This window comes from Microvirga sp. VF16 (assembly GCF_016864375.1).
Taxonomy (GTDB): domain Bacteria; phylum Pseudomonadota; class Alphaproteobacteria; order Rhizobiales; family Beijerinckiaceae; genus Microvirga.
Genome location: NZ_CP069355.1, coordinates 826,764 through 847,167, shown reverse-complemented (window position 1 = coordinate 847,167; position 20,404 = coordinate 826,764). Strand labels below are relative to the sequence as shown.

Genomic DNA, 20,404 nt, shown 5'->3' with positions numbered 1-20,404 from the left:
GTTTCGCGGGGAGACCTTGCATGGCTGATCTCATCTCGCACCCAAGCTGCCAAAGGCGGTGGGTACAATCCTATACGTGCTTCTCAACCCCACCGAGGCCATCGTTGCCCAGTTTGATTGATCCACGCTAATTCAGAACCGTGCAGCGATCGGCGCTCCAGGAAACACTGACCGGGGCTTTTCCTACAAACTGACTCTGTCCTCGATTTTGTTGCTTGACAGTTACAGTGTGATCTCCGCAGCGTACCGTGTACCGCGTCATCTCCCCCAGGAAAAGCGCCTCCTCGACGACACCATCTAGCACATTCTGCGCGCTGGGTGTTGCGCCGCGTGGGCTGATATCTATGTGCTCTGGTCGTATGAAAAGCCAACCAGTCTCGCCATGGGATTGTCCGCTTACACGAGCCACACCTGTAGAACTGCCTGCAATGGTTACGTCACCAGTACCATTCTCGATACGATTGACACGACAAGGCAGAAGGTTGGACTCACCAACAAAAGACGCGACGAAGCGGTCCTGCGGGCTATTATAGAGGTTCTTACTATCGGCAACCTGAACGATTCTCCCTTCGTTGATCACCGCTATTCGATCCGACATGACGAGTGCTTCGTCCTGATCGTGAGTGACAAAGATAACAGTGATGTTCAACTCCTTCTGGATCCGCATAATCTCGATCTTCATGTGTTCACGCAGGTTGCGGTCGAGAGCACCGAGTGGTTCGTCCATAAGAAGGAGGCTAGGGTCGAAGACAATGGCGCGGGCGAGGGCAATGCGCTGCTGCTGCCCGCCGGAAAGCTGGCTCGGATAGCGATCACGGTAGTCGGCCATCTTTACGAGCTGCAAAGCGCGCAAGACTTTCGTTTCGATCTCGGAGCGCACAGCCTTACGCACCGTAAGAGGAAAGGCGACGTTCTCAGCGACGGTCATATGCGGAAAGAGTGCATAGTTCTGGAACACCATGCCGATGCCGCGTTCATAGGGTGGCACATCGACAATTGATCGACTGCCAAGTAACATGTCGCCGCCGCTCGGTGCCTCGAATCCGGCAATCATCTTCAGCGCAGTGGTCTTGCCTGATCCCGACGGGCCAAGAAAGGTCAAGAACTCACCGGGTTTGACGTACAGGTCGAAGTCTCGCACCACTTGGAGCGACCCGTAGAACTTCTGGATCTTTTTCATCTCAAGGCTAGTGGACATCTTTGCCTCCATTCATTTGTTAGCTGGCACTGATCGAAGCACGTTTCTCATGACGTAGCCTGATCCACTGAGCTGTCACGATTGTCACGAGCACGAGGATAACGATCAGAGTCGAGGCAGTGCTCAGCAGCGGGTTGATCTGGTATTTGATATCATCCCAGAATTTGACTGGCAGCGGCGGTGTCTGGCGTCCAAGCATGAACAAGCTAATGAGCAGCTCATCGAAGGATGTTAGGAACGCGAGCAGCCCCCCGGTCAGAAGCGCCGGCTTGAGGACGGGCAACGTCACGAGGTGAAGAACTTGCAAGGGGCGCGCGCCGTGAACAGCGGCCGCGCTTTCCAACGACCGGTCAAACCCGCGCAAGGCAGCAGCCATCACGACAATAACATATGGCACGGACAGGAGAACATGTCCGATCACCAGTCCCGTGAAGCTACCGAGCACTCCGATGCGTGCCTCGAATATATAGAGCGACGTCGCGATAATGACGGCCGGGACCATAAGGGGGGATAGCGAGAACAGGAACAGCGGCCTTTTGATGGGCAGTGTCGTACGTACCAGCCAGAAGGCACCCATTGTGCCGATGAGCGTAGCGAACAGTGCAGAGACCAGTCCGAGTTTAAGCGAGAAGAGGAATGATGCATGCCAATCGGTTGCCTGCGCCAGCTTTTGCCACCATTGCAAAGAGAACCCTGGGGGTGGGAAGACGACGAAGGGAGATGAACTGAACGATAGAATGACTACGACGAGTAAGGGAGCGGTGAGGAAGACGAGGACAATGACCGTATAGGCCCACAGCCAGCGTGCTGATCGGGTCAGAAGCGGCTTCGTCAACGCGTGAATGAGTGTTTCGCTGCCGGTCAAAAGCGGTTGCAAGGTCCGCTTGATGTTGGAGAGAAGTCTCGCCCACAAGTTCGACTTCTGGTTCGCAGGTTGAACCGTTGCCGTGGACCAGATCATCTCGAGGGGGATGAAAAGGCTAGCGAGGAAGAGCGTGAAGATTGTCACTAGCAAGAGGACGATCGACGAAGCATAGCTAAGCTCGAAGTTCAGAAGGGTTGTCATCTGCTCGACGATCAACTGCGATATCATAGCATCGGTTGGGCCACCGAGCAGTGAAGGTGTGATATAGAACCCGATCGACACAATGAAGATCAGAATGCCGGCGGAGAACACCCCGGGAAGGCTCATCGGGAAATAGACCCGGAGGAATGCTTGGACCGGCTTCGCGCCGAGAATTTGAGCTGCGAGGGCTAAATCGTGACTGATCCGCGCCATTGACGAATACATCGTGAAGATCGCCATCGGAATGAAGACATGCACCATGCCGATGATGACGGCGAAGGTGGTATTGAGGAGCGGCAGGGGTTCATTGATAATCCCGAGGCCGATGAGCATGTTGTTAATGATCCCTTGGCGGCCAAGGATGATCATCCATGCGTAGGTTCGGATGAGGAAGGCGGTAAACAGTGGGACAAGAATGAAAACGGTTACGACCGATAATGCACGCGATTGGATCTTGGTCAGTAGGTATGCAACCGGATAACCTGCCGCCAACGCCACAACCGTTACGATTAATCCAACCTTCAGGGTATGAAGCAGAATCTCTAGGTTTATATCGTCGGAGAATATTCGTGCGTAATGCGTAAATGTCAGCTTGCTCCCTTCAACGCTGCCCCAGGCAATAATCATTAAAGGAATGACGAGAAATCCAACCAAAAGCACGACAAGCGGGCCGGCAACGATGCCACCACGGATCCAACGATTTGCTAAAAGGGAGTTCAAGAGATTCGGCCTCCCCGTCACCGTCCCAATCACCCGACCAGTGGTCCTTCCTGTTGCCCGCAGTGTAGTCATGTGATTTCGCGCCTTCCCTGCGCCCCTAATGATCAGATGAGCCTTTTCTCAACGGCAAACGCGAGTACGGTGCCCCTTCTCGCGTTGATGGCTGTATCGTACGCTGAGGGAGCAACTAAACTCGCTCATCTCGATACTCAACAGAGCCTCTTCGAAAAAATCCGGTTCACTCGAAAGCGCCGGCTCCGGTCCGTGCGGTATCCGGAACAGGGTACAATGTTTAGTCTGTCGGATCTCGACGCGGTTTCAGTCAGTCAGCGATGCTCGCGACGTCATCGACGTGACGCTAAGCGGTAAGGACAAGAGCAGAGCGCCTCGGTACTATGAAGCGGCTTGGTTTCCACGGATCCGCTTCGTTGAGTTTGCCGGTAAAAAGCACCATAGTTGAATAGTGCCGCTGCCGGATGTGTTCCTCCGCAGCGGCACTCTTAATTACCGTGCTAAGATTGCACGGCAGCGCTCGATCGCAAAGTCTAGGTTGGTACGTCCATCCGCTCTGGGCTTTGTCCACCACGCGTAGTCTTGCGTCACCTGTTTCTCAGCAACCCCTGGACCACCAGGCAGGTTCTCGGCCAATTCCTTCGGAAGAAGCTTGAATGCGTCTCTGTTCGCAGGGCCGTAAGGAATCGCTTGCGCAAAAGCGGCTTGCGCCTCGGGGCGGCCAATATACGCAAGGAACTTGGCCGCATTCACCTTATTGACGGCGTTCTTCACGATTACCCAGTCATCGTACTGGACCAGGGATTGATTCCAGGACAGAGCAACCGGAGCGCCTTCCTTTTTCGCATTGGCAATCCGACCGTTCCACGCGGCTCCCATATCGGCTTCACCGTCGATGAGACTCTGCGTGGCCAAACCACCCTCATCCCATCCCCACCAGCGCCCAACATTGGGCGCAATCGCCTTGAGCTTTGCGAAGGCACGATCAAAGTCGAGGGGATATAGTTTCTCTGGGGGAACGCCATCGCCCATGAGCGCTCCTTCGAGCAGTCCGCCGTACATTGTATTCCCGCAGTTTGGAAGGGCCCTCTTCCCGGGAAACTTTACGGAGTCATAGATATCGACCCAGTTTTCTGGATGTTTGGTACCTTCTGGGTACTTCTTTGTGCTGTAGGTAGGAACGACAGAGTAGCTGTGGGAGCGAACGGAAAATTCACCCCTCGAATCCTGGGGAATACCAGCAAGAGTCTCTTTTGAATAAAAGCTGTAGTCAATTTTTTCTACGTAGCCTTTTTCTATCCAAGTCGGAACCTCCCCTCCGCTGATGAAGGTCATGTCAGCCTCAGGCTGACCGACCTTTAACGAGGTCAAAAGCTTTGCATTTGATGCGTTGACCAAGACTACCTTGATACCAGTGTCGCGCGTGAAGGGCTCAAACCACGCCTTCTGCCTCGCCTCATCGAAGGCACCACCGCCACCGGTAGTGACAACAATCTCGCCTGTGCCCTTGAGGTTAGCGGAAACCTGCTGCGCTTGCGCAATAGCTGGAATCCCCGATACCAGGAGCGACGCACTAAGTGCAAATTTCATAGTTGTGGATTTCAACTTCTTATTCCCTCTGTTTTTGCGATGATGGCTCTCAATCTCAATCTTGGTGTCGCGACGATGAGAACCTTTGACGCGCGGCACGTCGGGGGTTGGTTTTCCGGCCGCTTATGGCAACGGAAATGTCGTGTGAAAGCAGAACTTAATGCCTTCAGATAATGGTCACCTCCAATCAGGCATTCCCGCCCATCCTCGGTTAAGACGCGGCGTCAAGCCCGGCTTGGTTGAGAGCATGCCGGGCCCAGACCATTCGCTCACGGAATTCTTCCTCCGTAAAAGCCGGATTAGACTGGATGACCGGCGACGCGTGCCGCGACATAGTCCTCTTCCCTTAATGGCGTATGTCATTTTATGAATGCACTATATTATTTTCGGGAGCCAGCGCAAGACAGATTTTCTCGTCTCTTTGGGGGTCCATCGCGAGCATCCGGATGCCCGTAAGTGCCTGAGAACGAAGCACTTTCATGTGCCGGAAGTTCGTATGAGACCGTAGCTATGGGGCCTCGCTGATAATGAACACCATGACCATTCTCTTGAGCTGCCGCCCCGCCGATCACAGCTCGAATCATGTTCGGTGGGTGCGGCAAGTGGCGGTGCTGGCCATCGCAAAGCCCATGAGGATGCTCATGCCCGGTACACTGGCGTCCGTCTGGAGGTGAAGTCTTGGGCGCGTCAAGTCCGCCCTTCCATTTCTGCCGAGCAGCGCGAACGTATCCGTCTGCCCATGCCCAATGCTGGATCCAGCCCGAATCCTCAACGTTGAACTGCTTGGCCGTTGCCGGGTACCTCTCACGCAATCGAATCTTCGTTCGCCATGTGGATTGGTCTGTTGGCAACACCGGAGCGGGATCCGGCATACTTCATTGACGGGAATGGGACATTCAATCGCCAGTCAGCAGCTCTTGGCCGTGCCAGCGATGTCCAGCAATGTGGATGTCGAGCGGGATCGTTCACCGCAGGATTGCGCCCAACCTTTGCGCACGTGCAGTTTCGAGAAGCCTGGCTTCCTTGTAGAGTTCTTATTCGAGATTAACGCTCTTCGTTAATCCCTTGCCAAGGATGCAAGGAGCCTGGACGCGGTTCAACCTCACCCAAGCTTCAGGAGTCCAATCGCTCCATCACTCCGCGACTGGTGAGCTTGCTTCACAAGCTAGGCAACTGAGAACACGTTCATGGGCGGGCGGGCAATAATCTCGTTGAGCGTGTACAAGGCGTGCGAGAGTTCGGTCAGGTCCTTCGCCCCACCCAAGCAGACGCGGATCGCGCCTGGGTCTGCGTCGTCCACTGTGGATGCGATGGGGGGCGTGACGATAATGTTGTGCCGACGCGTCGCGGAAGCGAGACCGGCTGCCGACCATTCCACGGGCAGTGGCAGCCAACCGAAAAATGGCGGAAACCTCAGCTTCTCTGCCGTGGGAAAAACGCCGGAAAACACACGATAGCGGTCGAGTGCCTGGTGCCGACGCTCGCGTATCAAGTCGTCCAATTTTCCACTATCGTAAAGCCGCACTGCCATTTCACTGAGCATGGGAGCCACGAACCAAGCCGAGGCGTGAAGGAGGAGCTCGGTCTGCCCCTTGAAGGCGGATGGCACCGTTAATGTTCCAAGGCGGAAGCCCGGCGCGACGCACTTCGAATAGGAGGTAATGTAGAAGCTACGGTCGGGGATGAGCTCCGTAAGTGAAACATCCCGTTCGGGCAGGAAGAAGCCATAGACATCGTCCTCGATGATCGTCAGGTCGTAGCGTTCGGCCAATTCGGCGATGCGGCGCCGACGGGTAGGACTCATGGTGCGAGCCGTTGGGCTTTGCAAGGTCGGCATGCAGTAGAACACCTTGGCACCTGAAGTCCGGCACGCAGTCTCGAGAGCGTCAGGATCAGCGCCCTCGCCATCCATGGCCACAGGAATAAGTGTGAGGTTGTTAGCCGCGGCAATAGCCTTGAAGCCAGAATAGGTGAGGCTTTCTACGAGGATGCTATCACCAGGCTTTGCTACGAGGCGCAACGCGATGTCGATCGCATGCTGCGCGCCGTTACATAAGAATAACCGTGTCGCGTCCGCTGTGGACGAGCCGAAGATGGATGCAGCGATGACCTCGCGATGCCGCATGATACCGCCATGAGGATGGTAGTTCAGAAGCGGTGCAAGATCGCGCGTGTTCGAAATATCAGCCAACAGTTCCGATAGGATCTCGGTCTCGTGTCCTTGTGCCGGCACGTTCAACGCCATGTTCAATGGCTCTCGCGGGACCGACGCCTGGTTGCGGCTCAGGGCGGGGCGACGCACAAAGGTGCCATGGCCCACACGGCCGCTGATGATGCCGCGCTGCTCAGCTTCCTGATAGGCTTTGGCGACGGTTCCGACGGATAATCCCAACTGCTGGGCCAGTTCCCGATGCGCGGGAAGCCGGGAGCCGTCTTGCAGGAGACCTTCGTTGACATCCTGTTGCAGGGCATCCACCAGAGCCAAATAACGCGGCCCCTCAGGTGACAACTGTCTTGGCAGCCACCCGGAAAACTTCACCTTATCCGAGTCCATCGACCGATGTTCCATTTACCAAGCTCGTCTCGCGTTGTGCCGATACGCCTGATGGTAGCCGACATACTCCTTGACCGAACCGGTATGAAGTAGTGCGGAGCAACTCCTGAGGCCTTGGCGTCTGTCGCCTATGCGATCGAAGGAGTTTCCAGGATCGTAATTGCCATCTCAAGGACATAGATGGCCCAATCGCAAGCTTCTCCCCAGATCTGATCGACTTATATCATTGCTCGAATGATCCATACCAATTGCCACCCGCTGGTGCAAGGCATTAGTTTTTGACCGCGTCGGACTACGCGAACGGCTTCACCTTACCCTATAAGGGATACAGGATACCCGGGGCGCTCGACCGGCGACGAGATCGGAAACTAGGGCAGCGGTCATAGGCGCACCGCTGAGGCCCATGTGCCCGTGACCAGTGGCGAACAGGACACACGGATGCCTGGGATGTGCGCCGATGATCGGCAGGCTGTCAGGTGTCGAAGGCCGCACACCCATCCAGCGTCGTACACTCTCGACATGCAAATTCGGTATCATGGAGCGGGCACCGGTGAGCAGCTTTTCACTTTGCCTATCGTCTGGCAACGCGTTAGCCGTATCGAACTCAGCGATGCCGACGATGCGCAATTCCTGTGCAAGGGGTGTGGCAACGAAGGCCGAGCCGGTATCGGTTACAGGACGGTTGATGAGGCCGGAAATGCCTGGCAACGCGATATGATAGCCTCGCTCGCTGGCCAAGGATAGCGAGATCCCCAAAGGCTTTGCCAGTTCACGGCTGGCAATGCCGGCGGCTATGACCACCGCATCGTAGCGTTGCGGGCCGGCGCTTGTGTGCAGCGTCACTGCGTCGGTGCCGGGTTCGATGGATCGAACCCGCGCTTCCAGGGTCGTTGCGCCCGAGGCAGTGGCCCGCTCCATGAGGGTCTCCACCAGTTTCAGTGGGGAGTCGATGAAGCCGCTCCCGGGAAAGAAGATGCCGCGTTGGTAGCCCGTGGAGAGGTTGGGCTCCAACTCGCGTATCTCTTCGGCATTGACCTTCTCGAAAGCCGCGTTGTGAATGGCACGTAGATAGGCAATTCGCTCGTCCAGAGCCCCAGGTGCTGGGTCCCTGTAGACATGCAGCGCTCCGCTCGGCCGAAAGACCCTTTCCCAGCCGATGTCACCGAGCATATCGCGGTAGAGGGCTGCACAAGGGGCATTGAGAGCATGCAGAGCCGTATAAGCTGCCTCCCACGCCTTGGGCTGGCCGGTGCGAAGAAATCGGACAAGCCACGGGATGTTCCGGGGCAGATCGCGCGGAGCGAGACGCACTGGGCCTTTCGCGTCGGCAAGCCAGCGAAGTGCCTGCCGCATCACGCCTGGATACGCCATGGGTAGCGACGTACCGACATTGTATTGGGCCCCATTGCCCCAAGAGCAACCATGACCGATGCGTCCCTCTTCGATGACGGTGACGCGGTGCCCTTCCCGTGCCAGCATGAGGGCGCAACTTACGCCGATCACGCCGCCGCCGATGACGGCGATCTTATGGGGTTCAGCCATTGAGAGTCTCCTGCCTACACGAGGCCGTACGGGCGGCCGACTTGGCCGAGCCATCGCATGGAGTTGTTCTGTGTCCGGAGTATGCGTGCGAGGACAGGTCGAATTTCATGGCGTTCTCCCTCAGCCGGGAAGGAAACCAGCCGGCAGCGGATCGTCCGCTTCCAGCACCAGAGTGGAAAATGCACTGACATGAGCCATGCCGCGGATCTCCGGGATCACGGCAGGCTGGCCGTCCTTACCCTCAGACACGCCGACGACCTTGGCCGCGAAAGGGACGCCGAGAATGTTCTCGGCCCGGTAGGGCGCGCCCTCCGCCAACTCTCCACGGACGTGGAGCTGGGCCAGACGCGCGGAGGTGCCGGTGCCGCAGGGCGAGCGGTCGAACTTGTTGCCGGCCAAGATCACCAGATGGCGGGATCCGCCCTCAATGGCCTGGTGGAACAGCACGCTGCTGACCTGCGAGGGAGCTTTGCTGCGGCCGTTGAGCGCTTCCTTGATGGCCACACCCGCACGGCACCATTGGTTGGCGTGGCCGATGTCGAAGGGAAGATCGACCTGGCTTGCATCCACCAGCGCATACACGATCCCACCATAGGCGATATCGCAGGTGACCGTGCCGAGGCCCTCGGCCTCGACGGTGATGTCAGCCTCGGTCACGAAGGAGGGAACGTTGCGCAGCACGACGGATGTAAGACGGTCAGCCTCGAATGTGCCGGTCACATGGACGATGCCGGCCGGGGTCTCAATGGACATGCCGTTCTGCTCGAAATTCGACGGCAGCGCGCCCATGGCCGCAAGACTGGCGACATAGCCGATCGTGGCGTGGCCGCACATGTCGGCATAGCTGTACGAGAAGACGAAGAACAGCCCCCGATCCGCCTCCCGGGAAGGCACGGGCACCGCCGCCGCCATGGCGGCATGCCCGCGCGGTTCGTGAAGCAACAGCCCCCTCAACTCGTCATGGTGCTCGCGGAAGTAATCCCGCTGCTCGCGGACGGATTGCCCAGGCAGCGGAGGGATACCTGCCGTGACCACGCGGGTAGGATGCCCGGCGGTGTGGGAGTCAATGACAGTGAAGAGACGGTTCGTACGCATGGGGTATGCCTGGATCCTTCACTAGGCATACGTCGATTGGACCGACGCATCCTGTGTTCGCTTGTAATGAACCATGTCATTATTCTGAATGACATATACCGATCTTGCGAAACCGCTGCAAGAAGAGAGTGGTGACGTGGTGCGTCTTATACGACCGAATGTCTCACCGAGGCTGCTGAGACATCGCCGACACGTCTGTTGAATTGGTTAAGAGGAAATCACTCGACTGAAGGCATCCACCAGGGAAGGCCAGAAGCCGGTTAAGTGGAGTAGTGTCCGAGATAAAGGTCAGCAGCTTGATCATTGTTCAACAATTCGACTGCGGGCCCTTCCATAGCGACTTTTCCACCATCCATGATGGCTCCCTGATCAGAGATCGCCAACGCTTGACGGGCTCGCTGCTCAATCAGAAGCACGCTTGTTCCATCGGACGCCAAACTCGCGATGCGGGAAAAGCTGTCCGCTACCAGGACAGGTGAAAGCGCCGCCGTTGGCTCATCCAATACAACGACCCTGGGCCGTGTCATCAATGCCCGCGCATAAGCCAACTGTTGCCGTTCGCCACCCGAGAGTCGCCCGGCCCGAGACCGCTTGCGTTCAGCCAAGGCTGGGAAGAGCCGGAACATCTCCGCAATCCGCGCTTTGCGATCCTGTACACCTTGCACAACTTCGAGATTCTCAGTGATTGTGAGCGATGGAAACACATTGGCGACCTGCGGAACGTAGCCAATACCGTGTTGCGCACGCTTTTCGGGTGCTAGTGACGTGATGTCCTTTCCATGAAGTCGAACCGATCCGCTGACACGCGGCAGAAGGCCCACAACCGCTTTCGCAAGGGTCGACTTGCCAGCTCCATTGGTTCCGGCAACCGTCAGGATCTCACCTTCCTTCAATATCAGGTTGATCCCATTCAGGATGTCGACCTCGCTATAGCCACCTTTGAGGCTCTCAATGGACAGAACCGTCATGATGTACCTCCTAGATATGCTTCACGTACCTGCTTGTTCGCCAATACTTCGGCGGGCACGCCTGAGGCGATGAGGCGCCCACGGTCCATAACGTGAAGGGTCGAAACAAGGCGTGTGAGCGCACCGAGATCATGCTCGATGATAAGAAAGCCGATCCCCTTGGCGTTAAGCTCTCGAACGCGCTCCACGATCTCTTCGATCAGCACTGGATTGACACCTGCAAAGGGTTCGTCCAGCAGGATCAGACGGGCCCCCGTCATGAGCGCGCGCCCAAGTTCCACCAGCTTCTTTTGCCCCCCTGAAAGGCGACCCGCTGGCGTATGGGCGACGTGTGCCAGCCGAAGAAAGTCGAGCATGGTGTCGACCTTCCGGGAGATGATGTCTTCCTCCTCCCGAATACGCCCTGGACGGAAGAACAGGTCGACGAGACTCTCACCGCTTTGCTTTGGCGCAGCCGCCATGAGGTTCTGCCTGACGGTGAGATGGCTGAATTCCCGAGGCACTTGGAACGTTCGCACCATGCCGCTGCGAGCCCGCTCGACCGAGGACAGATGTCCAATTGGCTTACCGTCCAGGCGCACCTGGCCTTCAGCGGCGTTCAGGAAGCCGGTCACCAACGAGAACAAGGTGGATTTCCCCGCTCCGTTCGGACCGATCACTCCGACAACGTCGCCACTCGGCACGGTAAAGGATACGTTGTCTACTACTCGCAGCGCGCCGTAGACCTTTGTGAGACCTTCGATTGCAAGGATCATCGCTTCGTGAAATCTCCCATCAGACCTTGTGGGCGGTAGAGCGTGAAGAGCACCAGCGCGAGTCCGATGACCCCGAGACGGATGCTGGTCATTTCAACCTCGGAAATGAATGGCAGGACGTCGCGCAGGAAACGGGATCCTTCCATGAATGTCATGAGGATCAGCGTACCGGCCAGGGCTCCGGAGACACGTCCCACACCACCGATGATGATCGCCATCCAGATGGTGAACGTGACAAACGGGATGAATTGCTCAGGCGATATGAATCCGATGTAATGCGCATAGACTCCTCCGGCGAGGCCAGCGAGCGCTGATCCGAGCATCAACACCTGGATCTTGAACCGGGCGGGATCCTTGCCGAGTGCCTTTACGGCCTCCTCGTTGTCGCGGATCGCCTCGATCATGCGTCCGAAGGGGGAGCGAACGATGCATCGCATTGCAAAGACCGCTAGCACGTTGAGACCGACGAGCAGTGCCAGAACCGCAAGTGCCTGAGCCATTCCGGTCCCGATGAAGCCCATCAGCTTCGGGATGTTGGGAATGCCTTGAACGCCGTTCGTCAACCACCGTTCACTCGTTACGATGATCCTAAGGACTTCGGAGAACCCGAGCGAGACGATGCCAAAATAATCCTCACGCAACTTGAGACTGACCAATCCCAGCGGCCAAGCGGCCAGCGCCGCGAGGGCAGCCCCTGCTAGAAACGCGATAGGCCATGGGATCCCGACTTGGCCCAAGAGGGCCGCAGTGTAGGCACCGATGCAAAAGAAGCCGACATGACCGAAGTTGATGAGCCCGGTCAGGCCGTATTGCAGGTTCAAGCCCATGGCAAGAAGGACGTAGATCGCTGTGATAATCGCGATCGCGACCAGGTAGGCTTCCATCAGCGAACTCCCTCAACTCGGCCGAGCAAGCCAACCGGGCGCAGGAGCAGCACGACCAGGAGTACGGCAAAGGCAATTGCAATCTTGTATGTGAAACCAACAAAAGGAGTGGCAATCTCTTGGAGTGTCCCGAGGAGGATCCCACCAAGCACAGCTCCGACCGGATGCCCGATACCCCCCAGGATCACCGCGGCGAAAGCGGGCAGCAACATTTCCCAGCCCATTTCCGGGGTAACCACGGTCTTGATCCCAGACATTACGCCTGCGACCGCCGAGACCGAGCCAGCCAAAGCCCAAAGCGCAACCATCACCCGGGTCGGGGATATGCCGGAAATTTGAGCCAGCCCTGGATTGTCAGCCACAGCGCGCATGCGCCGGCCGATGGGCGTCGCATACAGGATGAGGAATACAACCGCCAATGTTGTGGCTGCCACGATGGCGAGGTTGAGGTCATTAGGCTGGATCCGAATGTCGAAGACGCGGAACGGTCGCACGAGCGGAAGTTGGAACACCTGTTGTTGATGTCCGAAAATCACACCGACGACAGCACGGATGATGAAGGCGACACCTATGGACGCAAGAAGGGCAGTTACCGAGGACCTTCCGGCCAACTTCCGAAAAACCAAAGCATACGAAGCCACGCCGATAGCAGCGCCTGCGAGAACACTGACTAGGCCACCCATGATGATTGACCCGGTTAAACCCGAAGCCGACAACGCCACGTAGGCTCCCGCCGTCATCGCGTCGCCAGCAGACGCATTGGCGAACCGCGCAATGCCGAACACCAGCGTGATGCCAAGCGCGGCCAGACCAACGACAAGGCCTGACATGAGGCCGCCAATGAAAAGTTCAGCAAATGCTGTCATGCTAACTCCATCGGTGAAGGTGGGCAGCCGAGGCCGCCGCACCTTCCCGCTCAGTACTCAGATCTTGACGATGTACTTCCGGCTAATCTCGCCCTTGGAGATCACTGAGAGACCGAAGTCAGGGGTAACGTCGCCAGCCGCGTTGAACTCGAGCGCGGATGAAGCGCCATCGAAGTTCACCTTCCCGCTCTTTAGCGCTTCCTTGCCCTCGGCGAAGCTCGAGACCTGCTTTCCGGGTGCATTGGTGATCTCTTTAATCTTTGCATTGATTGCTGCCATGTCGGCGTTTGGCCCCGCGGCTTCCATCGCGAGGGCGAGAACGATGACCATGTCCCATGCTATCGCAGCATAGACGTTGGTGCTCCCCGGTTGGTTCATTGCCTTGCGATAGGCGGCATCGAAGCTCTTGAACGCGGTCGAGGCCTCGTTGGAAACCGAATCCACGGAGAATATGCCTTCACTGACTTCTGGCCCGACGGCCTTGATCAGGTCGGGATTTGCCGCCCATCCGGCAATGATCCACTTCTGCGTGTCGCCTGTCTGGAACCACTCGCGCAGAATGATAGTGGTGTCGGCCAGATAGGATCCAGTCACGATCACGTCGGGCTTGGCTGCGAGCACCCTCTGCAATTCCGAACGATAACTGGGCTGGTTCGGCTCGTAGACGACCGCCTCGACGACCTTGCCGCCTTTCGCTTCCCAGGCCTTGCGGAATCCTTCCACAGTGCCGATGCCGGACGCATTGTTGAAGGCCATCGTGGCTGGGTGCTTGAAGCCCTCCCTCGCGCAAACCTCGGCAAAGGCACGGCCAAACCCCTCGCTCGTTGCGTTGAAGCGGTAAACGAGTCCCTTCGCGTTAACCTTGGGACTTGTGATCTCCGGAGCGCCACCAGTGGTCATCAGCAGGATGTTGGCATCATTCGCCAAAGGAATCGTCGCAAGTGCCACGCCCGAGGACCAGGAGCCGACAAGTGCCTGGACCTTGTTGATCTCGATGAGTTTCTTCGCCGCAAGGACAGCGGCTTGAGGCTGGCTTTGATCGTCATCAGCCACCACTTCGATCTTCCGCCCTGCGGCGCCGCCGGCTGCGTTGACCTCCTCCACGGCAGCCAGAATCATCTTCTGCATGCCCGTTCCGTAGGCTTGCCCCGCTCCCGTGATGGAATTGAGAGCACCGATGCGGAAAGTCGGGGCTGCTTGGGCGAAGCTCTCGTGAGCAGAGGCTAGGAGCGCGCTGCTTGCCATTGTGGCAAGGAGTTGTCTGCGATTCATCATAGTGATTTCCCTCTTTTTGATTGGTTGGTTTCGGTGCCAGGATCGGTTTGTTCCAGCGTCAGTTCAGACTTTCTCTCTTGACGATCACTCCTTCGCGCATGATGAGCGGCATGTGTCTGCCCTGATGGGTAAGGAGCGACAGGTCATCGAGCGGGTTACCGTCGACGACGATCAGGTCGGCGAATGCACCAGGGGCGATGGTTCCGATCTTGCCTTCCAGTCGGCAGAGTTTGGCAGCTACTGAAGTGGCGGAAGCAATGACTTCATGGGCGGGTAGAACCCTCCCGCGAATGACGAATTCCTCGGATTGATGGCGGTGCATTTCGGCAAGAAGGTCCGAGCCGTATGCCATAGGCAGTCCGGCTTCCTTCATGATGGCCAGCGACTTCATGCCCGCGACCCGGACATCCTCAACCTTGGCGACCGCTTCGGCCGGATAACCGTAGCCGGCACCCTCTTTCGCCAGTGCTTCGTAGGTGACGAGGGTCGGAACGGCAACGGCGCCCTGGCTTGCTGCAAACCTGGCCGTTTCCGGCTCGATGAGATTGCAATGTTCCAATGAGTGCACGCCAGCCTCGACGCAACGGCGGATGGCGGGATCCGTATAGAGATGAGCCGAGACGTAGGTTCCGGCGCTCTGCGCCTCTTCCACGATGGCGCTCAGTTCCTCGCGGGAGAAGCCGAAGAAGTGAATGGGATCAGTGGGGGAACCGGCGCCACCGCTCGCCATGATCTTTACGAAATCGGCACCACCCTTGATCTCCTCGCGTGCCGCCCGCCGAACTTCTGGGACGCCATCGCAAAGCCTGCCGAGAGCTCCAAGAGGAAACCCTGAGCGGATCGGAGGGCGGGTATCATAACGACCCCGAAAATCGCAATGTCCGCCGGTTTGACTCAAGGCCTTGCCCGAGATGATCAGGCGTGGCGCTAGGAAAATTCCCTCTTCGACAGACCGCTTCAAACCGATATCGGCCCCACCAACGTCTCGGACAGTCGTGAAGCCCCTCATGAGCATGCCTCGCATAACCAGCGAAGCCCGGGCAGTGACTAGAGAGTCGGGTAGCTCGGCATTCCGAGCCAGCGAAGCCAACACAGCGATGGTATGAACATGGCAATCAATCAGGCCAGGCATCAATACCTTTCCCGAGAGATCGATGATCTCCTCGGCCGAGGCGGTGACCTCCCTGCTGACTTCACGGATGTGGCCGTGCTCGACGAGCACTTGCATTGGCTCAGTTGGCTCGGTCGCACTGCCGTCCACAATGCGGGCGTTCTTGAACAAGTAGCTAGACATTAGCGAAACCTTGGGTGGCACGTCGGCAGACGCCGATGAACGTGGGCAAGCGTGGCTACGCAGAAGTCTCCATGGAGAGACTCTGCTAAGATTTTCATGTAGTTACCTAGGCGTGGCAGAGAGACTTGCATAGTTATTTGCAGAAGTGTAGCCAAAAAAGGGCATTCTGCAAAAAATTCTGCAAAAAACGGAGAGTGGTCTGGTGCAGTCAGTTGAGGAGTGGTTGCGGGAGCTTGGGCATGGACACACTTTCTCGAGAGCCATTCAACACGTTCTTGATGTAGCCATCGCCAATCCTGAACTCGCCTCGTACGCGTCCGCGACCGATTTTGCGGCCGCTGTGGGCGTCAATGGCGCAACCGTAACGCGCGCTGCTCAAAGCTTGGGCTTTTCCGGGTGGCCTGAGTGGCGTCAAGAGATCCGGGCACGCTTCCTTGGGCTGTTGACTGCCCCGGAGTTGGTGGGAGTTCACGATGCCCAAGCGAGCGAACAGCCTTTCGATGAAACGCTTAACCGACAGATCGAAAATTTGGCTTCGATCCGGAAGACTATTAACCGGGATGTCGTCAGGCGTTTTGCGCAAGCGATTGCGGGTGCCAATCGCCGGCTTGTCGTTGCCTCGGGAAGCTATGCCGCCGCAGGCCGGCTCCTCTGTCATAACGCTGGAATCGCAGGGTACCGATGCGAATTGATTGACGATGCTGTCGCGATAGCCAATGCTCTTGGAGACTTGACCTCCGAGGATATCGTTATCCCGATCACCTTCTGGCGCATTTATAAGACGGCCCTCGCTGCTGCCCGCGAGGCTCGCGCGAAACATGCCAAGGTATACTTGATTTCGGATGCACTTGGTTCCCCGATCGCGAACCTTGCCGATCAAGTGCTTGTCGTTCCCTCGGAGGGAGCGTCCTATTTCCCGTCCTTGCTTCCAAGTATATGTGTCGTCGAAGGGATTTGCGCCGAGCTGGCAGCGGTAAATCCGGACAAGAGCAAGAGTGCCATTTCCGCCGCCGAGCGCCAGTGGCAACAGTTTGACCTCCTTTACTTTAATTCTTTAAGGTCGAAGGCGTCGTCAGAGTAGAGCTTGTAGATACACGCTGAGCGGCAGCATGGTATGCTCCAAAAAGAACGCTGACGACGGGGTGCACCGTCGTCAGCGTTCTTTTCAGTTTTCGGTCCGGATCAATAGATACCGTTAGATCTGAAGGTGACCGACATATTTCTTGACTGTGTAGGCTTCCAGTCCCTCTATGCCGCCTTCGCGGCCCCAGCCGCTGTCGCCAATGCCGCCAAACGGTGTTTCGGGGATCGTGACCACCATTTGGTTGATGCCGATGACCCCTACAGCCAATTCCTCCGAGATGCGATTGGCGGTCGCAGCGGAGCGGGTGAAGGCATAGCCGGCAAGACCGTAGGGAAGCGAGTTCGCCCGTGTGAGGGCTTGCTCAATGTCGTCGACGGGCTGTACCAGCGCAAGCGGGCCGAACGGTTCGTGCGTCATGGCCTTCGCTTGGTCGGGCATGTCCGCCAGGATGGTCGGTCCGTACATCAGGCCTGGTGCCTTCAGGCGTTCACCGCCAGCGATGAGCCGGGCCTTGTGGGACAAGGCATCGGAGATCAGGTCATCCATGGCCGCGACGCGGCGCGCGTTTGCAACGGGACCGACGGTGGTGCCCGCTTGGAGTCCGTCGCCTACCACCTGCTTCCCGACGAAGGCGCGAGCGTGCTCAAGGTACTCCTCGTAGGCCGGACGTTCCACGAAGAAGCGGGTCGGCGAGGTGCAGACCTGGCCAGTGTTGCGCAGCTTGATCGACATGGAGAGTTCCGCCGCGCGCCGGATGTCGGCGTCCTTCGCCACGATCACCGGCGCGTGGCCGCCGAGTTCCATGGTAGCGAGCGTCAGGGTCTCGCCTGCCAGGCGAGCGAGGTGACGCCCCACCGGGGTCGATCCGGTGAACGAGATCTTGCGGATCACTGGGGAGCGCAGGAGATATTCGGAGACTTCCGCTGGAACGCCGAAGACCACATTCAGCACGCCCTTGGGCAGACCGGCGTCGGTGAGCGCGCGTGCCATCTCCAGCGTGGTGCCCGGCGTTTCCTCGGCGGGCTTGATGATGCAGGTGCATCCGGCGGCAAGAGCTGGGGCGATCTTGCGCGCCGGCGTCACGGCCGGGAAGTTCCACGGCGTGAAGCAGGCGACGGGGCCAACCGGCTCCTGGGTGACGGTCTGGCGCATGTCGGGCAGGCGCGCCGGGATGACGCGACCGTAGCTGCGCCGCCCCTCTTCGGCGAACCAGTCGAAGAACTCGGCCGCAGCGGTGATCTCGCCCTTCGCTTCCGCGAGAGTCTTGCCCTCCTCCAGCGTCAGCACGGTGGCAATGTGGTCGAGCCGCTCGCGCATCAGGTCGGCTGCGCGGCGCAGGATCTGGCCACGCTCGTAAGGCGAGGTGCGCTTCCAGCTCTCGAAGGCTCGGTTTGCCGCCGCGAGTGCGCGGTCGAGCTCGGCCTTTCCGGCATGGGGCAGTGTACCGAGGGACTGTTCCGTGGCGGGATTGAGAACGGGTTCACTCCCCGCATTGGTTTCTTCGATCCATTCGCCGTCGATGAGGAGAGCTAGTTTGGTATACATGTCTTATTCCTTGGATTGGGGACGGTGCACTCAGACGCCCGTGAGACGGAAGCCCGCCGGGAATGGGTCCTCTGGGTCGAGGTAGTACTGGAACGAGCCGGTGATGTAGGCGCGGCCCGCAACCGTGCATTTGATGGCCTTGTAGCCGCCGGTCATCTCGACCTCGGAAACGACCGTGCCGATCATGCGCGTGGAGAGGATGCCCTCGTGGGCGAATGTGTCACCCACCTTGAGCTTGCCGGTGGCAGCGAGATAGGCCATGCGCGAGGCCGTGCCGGTGCCGCAGGGCGAGCGATCAATGACCTGTGGCGGGCAGATGACCACGTTGCGGCCATCACCCTCCGGAGTGAGCGGTGGCGCGGTCAGTTCGATCTGGTAGATTTCATTGATGTGCGCCTGTTCCGGGTGCTGCACCGAGACGGCCGAGAGGCCTGCGCGGATCTCGTTGGCGGCTTCGACGATGGCCCAGGCTTCCTCGGACTTCAGAGAAAGGCCGAACTGGCCCGCGTCGGCGATGAAGTAGAAATCGCCGCCGAAGGCGATCGCACCCGTGATCGAGCCGCGGTTCGGCGTCTCGATCACGACGTCGTCCTGGTAGAGGAACGACGTCGGCATCTCCAAGGTGACCGAAACGGTTCGGCCGCGCTCGACCCGGACCCGAGCGGGCACGACGCCCGCTGGCGTGTCGAGCTTGACGATGTTGTCCCCTTCCTGCGACGGAACGAGGCCGGTCTCCACCGCAACGGTGGCGACGCCAATGGCACAGTGGCCGCACATGGGCGGATAGGTATCCGGCTCCATGATCAGCATGCCAATGTCGGCGCCCTCGCTTGTAGGCTCCACCAACACGGCAGCGCACATGTTGAAGCTGCCGCGCGGCTCGAAGATCACGAGTCGACGGAACTCGTCGCGAGCCATCAACGCGGCGCGCTTTTCCACCATCGTCTTGCCGGGAAGATAGCCCGCGCCGGAGGTGATGACCCGAATGGGACATCCCTCCGTATGAGCGTCAATTCCTTGGATTATGAGCTTGGAGCGCATAGGTCCGACCTTGGCTCAGCCCTTGGCCCAACGGACAAGGCCTGCATCGGCGATGATCTTGGAGATCGCGGCTTTCTGCTCGTCTGCGAGTGGCAGCAGCGGCAAGCGTGGGCCACCGGCATCGCGGCCGAGTTGGCTCATGGTCTCCTTGATGGCTGCGTAATAGGCGCCAGACTGGAAGCAGCGGTAGAAGGCGAATACATCACGGCCGAGGTCCTCGACTGCCTTGTCTCCGGTGAGTGCCTTGTCCCAGTAGTCGCGGATCAGGGGGCCTGCAATCTGGTGTGCCATGGCGATGACACCGTGGGCGCCAACGGCGCGGGCTGGCACGATCATGGTCTCGTAGCCGACGAATACACGGAGCTTGTCACCGACGCGCTGCACGAGTTCGCTCACTTGGGTGATGGCACCCGAGCTGTCCTTGATGGCAACTACGGTCGGTAGGGCCGAGAGTTGCTCCACCAGCGCTGGGGTGATGTCGACGCCGGCGCGGCGCGGGCTATTGTAGAGCATCAGCGGCAGCGGGGTATTGCGGGAGATGTACTCGAAGAAGGCAATGATCTCACGCGGGCTCGGCATGGCGTAGATCGGCGGCAGGATCATTCCGCCTGCGCAGCCTGCGGCGACGGCGGACTGGCACGCTTCCAGGACATCCTCGACCCGCAGGTCGGCAACGCCCGCCAGCACGGGCACGCGGCCCGCTGCATGGTTGACAGTCAGCTTGTAGAGGCGGGCGCGCTCATCCTTGGTGAGGGCATAGAACTCGCCGGTGCTTCCGGCTGCCACCACGCCCTGTGCGCCGTTGGCAATGGCATCATCGATGAGTTCCTTGTACCGGGTCTCGTTGATCGAGCCATCGGCATCGAAGGGGGTCACGAGAACGGGGAAGATGCCACTCCAGTTTACATTGGCCAT

16 protein-coding genes are annotated in these 20,404 nt (G+C 58.6%); 1 reads left to right on the top strand and 15 read right to left on the bottom strand.

The window, feature by feature from the left end:
• Positions 1-127 precede the first annotated feature (127 nt).
• From JO965_RS29405 to JO965_RS29350, 12 genes are all read right to left on the bottom strand, one after another.
• Positions 128-1,198, bottom strand: coding sequence for an ABC transporter ATP-binding protein (locus JO965_RS29405; RefSeq protein ID WP_203444459.1), 1,071 nt, complete (start codon positions 1,196-1,198; stop codon positions 128-130).
• A gap of 19 nt (positions 1,199-1,217) precedes the next feature.
• Entirely contained in the window at positions 1,218-2,984 is a 1,767-nt protein-coding gene (locus JO965_RS29400) for an ABC transporter permease subunit (RefSeq protein WP_246776948.1), read from the bottom strand.
• A gap of 504 nt (positions 2,985-3,488) precedes the next feature.
• Positions 3,489-4,685 carry an ABC transporter substrate-binding protein gene (locus JO965_RS29395; RefSeq protein ID WP_246776947.1) on the bottom strand — a complete coding sequence of 399 codons (1,197 nt, stop codon included), beginning with the start codon at positions 4,683-4,685 and terminating at the stop codon, positions 3,489-3,491.
• A 1,066-nt stretch (positions 4,686-5,751) separates the two neighbouring features.
• Positions 5,752-7,140 (bottom strand): PLP-dependent aminotransferase family protein, encoded by a 1,389-nt coding sequence (locus JO965_RS29390; protein ID WP_203444457.1) that lies wholly within the window; start codon positions 7,138-7,140, stop codon positions 5,752-5,754.
• A 306-nt stretch (positions 7,141-7,446) separates the two neighbouring features.
• The gene (locus JO965_RS29385; RefSeq protein WP_203444456.1) at positions 7,447-8,682 is read right to left on the bottom strand and encodes an FAD-binding oxidoreductase; all 1,236 of its coding nucleotides are present in this window, start codon (positions 8,680-8,682) and stop codon (positions 7,447-7,449) included.
• Between the two features lie 120 nt (positions 8,683-8,802).
• Positions 8,803-9,777, bottom strand: coding sequence for a proline racemase family protein (locus JO965_RS29380; protein WP_203444443.1), 975 nt, complete (start codon positions 9,775-9,777; stop codon positions 8,803-8,805).
• Between the two features lie 260 nt (positions 9,778-10,037).
• Entirely contained in the window at positions 10,038-10,745 is a 708-nt protein-coding gene (locus JO965_RS29375) for an ABC transporter ATP-binding protein (protein WP_203444455.1), read from the bottom strand.
• On the bottom strand, positions 10,742-11,500 hold the full coding sequence (locus JO965_RS29370; RefSeq protein WP_203444454.1) for an ABC transporter ATP-binding protein: 759 nt from the start codon (positions 11,498-11,500) through the stop codon (positions 10,742-10,744). Before JO965_RS29370 ends, JO965_RS29375 begins: the two co-directional genes overlap by 4 nt.
• Positions 11,497-12,384: a branched-chain amino acid ABC transporter permease gene (locus tag JO965_RS29365; protein ID WP_203444453.1), complete on the bottom strand. Its 888-nt coding sequence runs from the start codon at positions 12,382-12,384 to the stop codon at positions 11,497-11,499. Before JO965_RS29365 ends, JO965_RS29370 begins: the two co-directional genes overlap by 4 nt.
• A complete protein-coding gene (locus JO965_RS29360; RefSeq protein ID WP_203444452.1) occupies positions 12,384-13,250 on the bottom strand; it encodes a branched-chain amino acid ABC transporter permease in 867 nt (288 codons plus the stop codon). Before JO965_RS29360 ends, JO965_RS29365 begins: the two co-directional genes overlap by 1 nt.
• Before the next feature lie 57 nt (positions 13,251-13,307).
• Positions 13,308-14,525 (bottom strand): ABC transporter substrate-binding protein, encoded by a 1,218-nt coding sequence (locus JO965_RS29355; protein ID WP_203444451.1) that lies wholly within the window; start codon positions 14,523-14,525, stop codon positions 13,308-13,310.
• Positions 14,526-14,583: 58 nt separating this feature from the next.
• Positions 14,584-15,819 (bottom strand): amidohydrolase family protein, encoded by a 1,236-nt coding sequence (locus JO965_RS29350; protein ID WP_203444450.1) that lies wholly within the window; start codon positions 15,817-15,819, stop codon positions 14,584-14,586.
• A 202-nt stretch (positions 15,820-16,021) separates the two neighbouring features.
• Between JO965_RS29350 and JO965_RS29345 the strand changes: the two genes are divergently transcribed.
• Positions 16,022-16,900 carry a MurR/RpiR family transcriptional regulator gene (locus JO965_RS29345; RefSeq protein ID WP_203444449.1) on the top strand — a complete coding sequence of 293 codons (879 nt, stop codon included), beginning with the start codon at positions 16,022-16,024 and terminating at the stop codon, positions 16,898-16,900.
• A 114-nt stretch (positions 16,901-17,014) separates the two neighbouring features.
• On the opposite strand, the gene JO965_RS29340 is transcribed toward JO965_RS29345, so the two are convergent.
• The 3 genes from JO965_RS29340 to JO965_RS29330 are packed head-to-tail and all read right to left on the bottom strand — an operon-like array spanning position 17,015 to position 20,404.
• On the bottom strand, positions 17,015-18,448 hold the full coding sequence (locus JO965_RS29340; RefSeq protein ID WP_203444448.1) for an NAD-dependent succinate-semialdehyde dehydrogenase: 1,434 nt from the start codon (positions 18,446-18,448) through the stop codon (positions 17,015-17,017).
• 30 nt (positions 18,449-18,478) lie between these two features.
• Positions 18,479-19,489 (bottom strand): proline racemase family protein, encoded by a 1,011-nt coding sequence (locus tag JO965_RS29335; RefSeq protein WP_203444447.1) that lies wholly within the window; start codon positions 19,487-19,489, stop codon positions 18,479-18,481.
• A gap of 15 nt (positions 19,490-19,504) precedes the next feature.
• The gene (locus JO965_RS29330) at positions 19,505-20,404 is read right to left on the bottom strand and encodes a dihydrodipicolinate synthase family protein (protein WP_203444446.1); all 900 of its coding nucleotides are present in this window, start codon (positions 20,402-20,404) and stop codon (positions 19,505-19,507) included.

Bases quoted from the DNA above. Each gene is read 5' to 3' on its own strand.
- JO965_RS29405 (WP_203444459.1), bottom strand. From the start codon at position 1,198: ATGTCCACTAGCCTTGAGATGAAAAAGATCCAGAAGTTCTACGGGTCG.
- JO965_RS29390 (WP_203444457.1), bottom strand. From the start codon at position 7,140: ATGGACTCGGATAAGGTGAAGTTTTCCGGGTGGCTGCCAAGACAGTTG.
- JO965_RS29385 (WP_203444456.1), bottom strand. From the start codon at position 8,682: ATGGCTGAACCCCATAAGATCGCCGTCATCGGCGGCGGCGTGATCGGC.
- JO965_RS29380 (WP_203444443.1), bottom strand. From the start codon at position 9,777: ATGCGTACGAACCGTCTCTTCACTGTCATTGACTCCCACACCGCCGGG.
- JO965_RS29375 (WP_203444455.1), bottom strand. From the start codon at position 10,745: ATGACGGTTCTGTCCATTGAGAGCCTCAAAGGTGGCTATAGCGAGGTC.
- JO965_RS29370 (WP_203444454.1), bottom strand. From the start codon at position 11,500: ATGATCCTTGCAATCGAAGGTCTCACAAAGGTCTACGGCGCGCTGCGA.
- JO965_RS29365 (WP_203444453.1), bottom strand. From the start codon at position 12,384: ATGGAAGCCTACCTGGTCGCGATCGCGATTATCACAGCGATCTACGTC.
- JO965_RS29360 (WP_203444452.1), bottom strand. From the start codon at position 13,250: ATGACAGCATTTGCTGAACTTTTCATTGGCGGCCTCATGTCAGGCCTT.
- JO965_RS29355 (WP_203444451.1), bottom strand. From the start codon at position 14,525: ATGATGAATCGCAGACAACTCCTTGCCACAATGGCAAGCAGCGCGCTC.
- JO965_RS29350 (WP_203444450.1), bottom strand. From the start codon at position 15,819: ATGTCTAGCTACTTGTTCAAGAACGCCCGCATTGTGGACGGCAGTGCG.
- JO965_RS29340 (WP_203444448.1), bottom strand. From the start codon at position 18,448: ATGTATACCAAACTAGCTCTCCTCATCGACGGCGAATGGATCGAAGAA.
- JO965_RS29335 (WP_203444447.1), bottom strand. From the start codon at position 19,489: ATGCGCTCCAAGCTCATAATCCAAGGAATTGACGCTCATACGGAGGGA.
- JO965_RS29330 (WP_203444446.1), bottom strand. From the start codon at position 20,404: ATGGCCAATGTAAACTGGAGTGGCATCTTCCCCGTTCTCGTGACCCCC.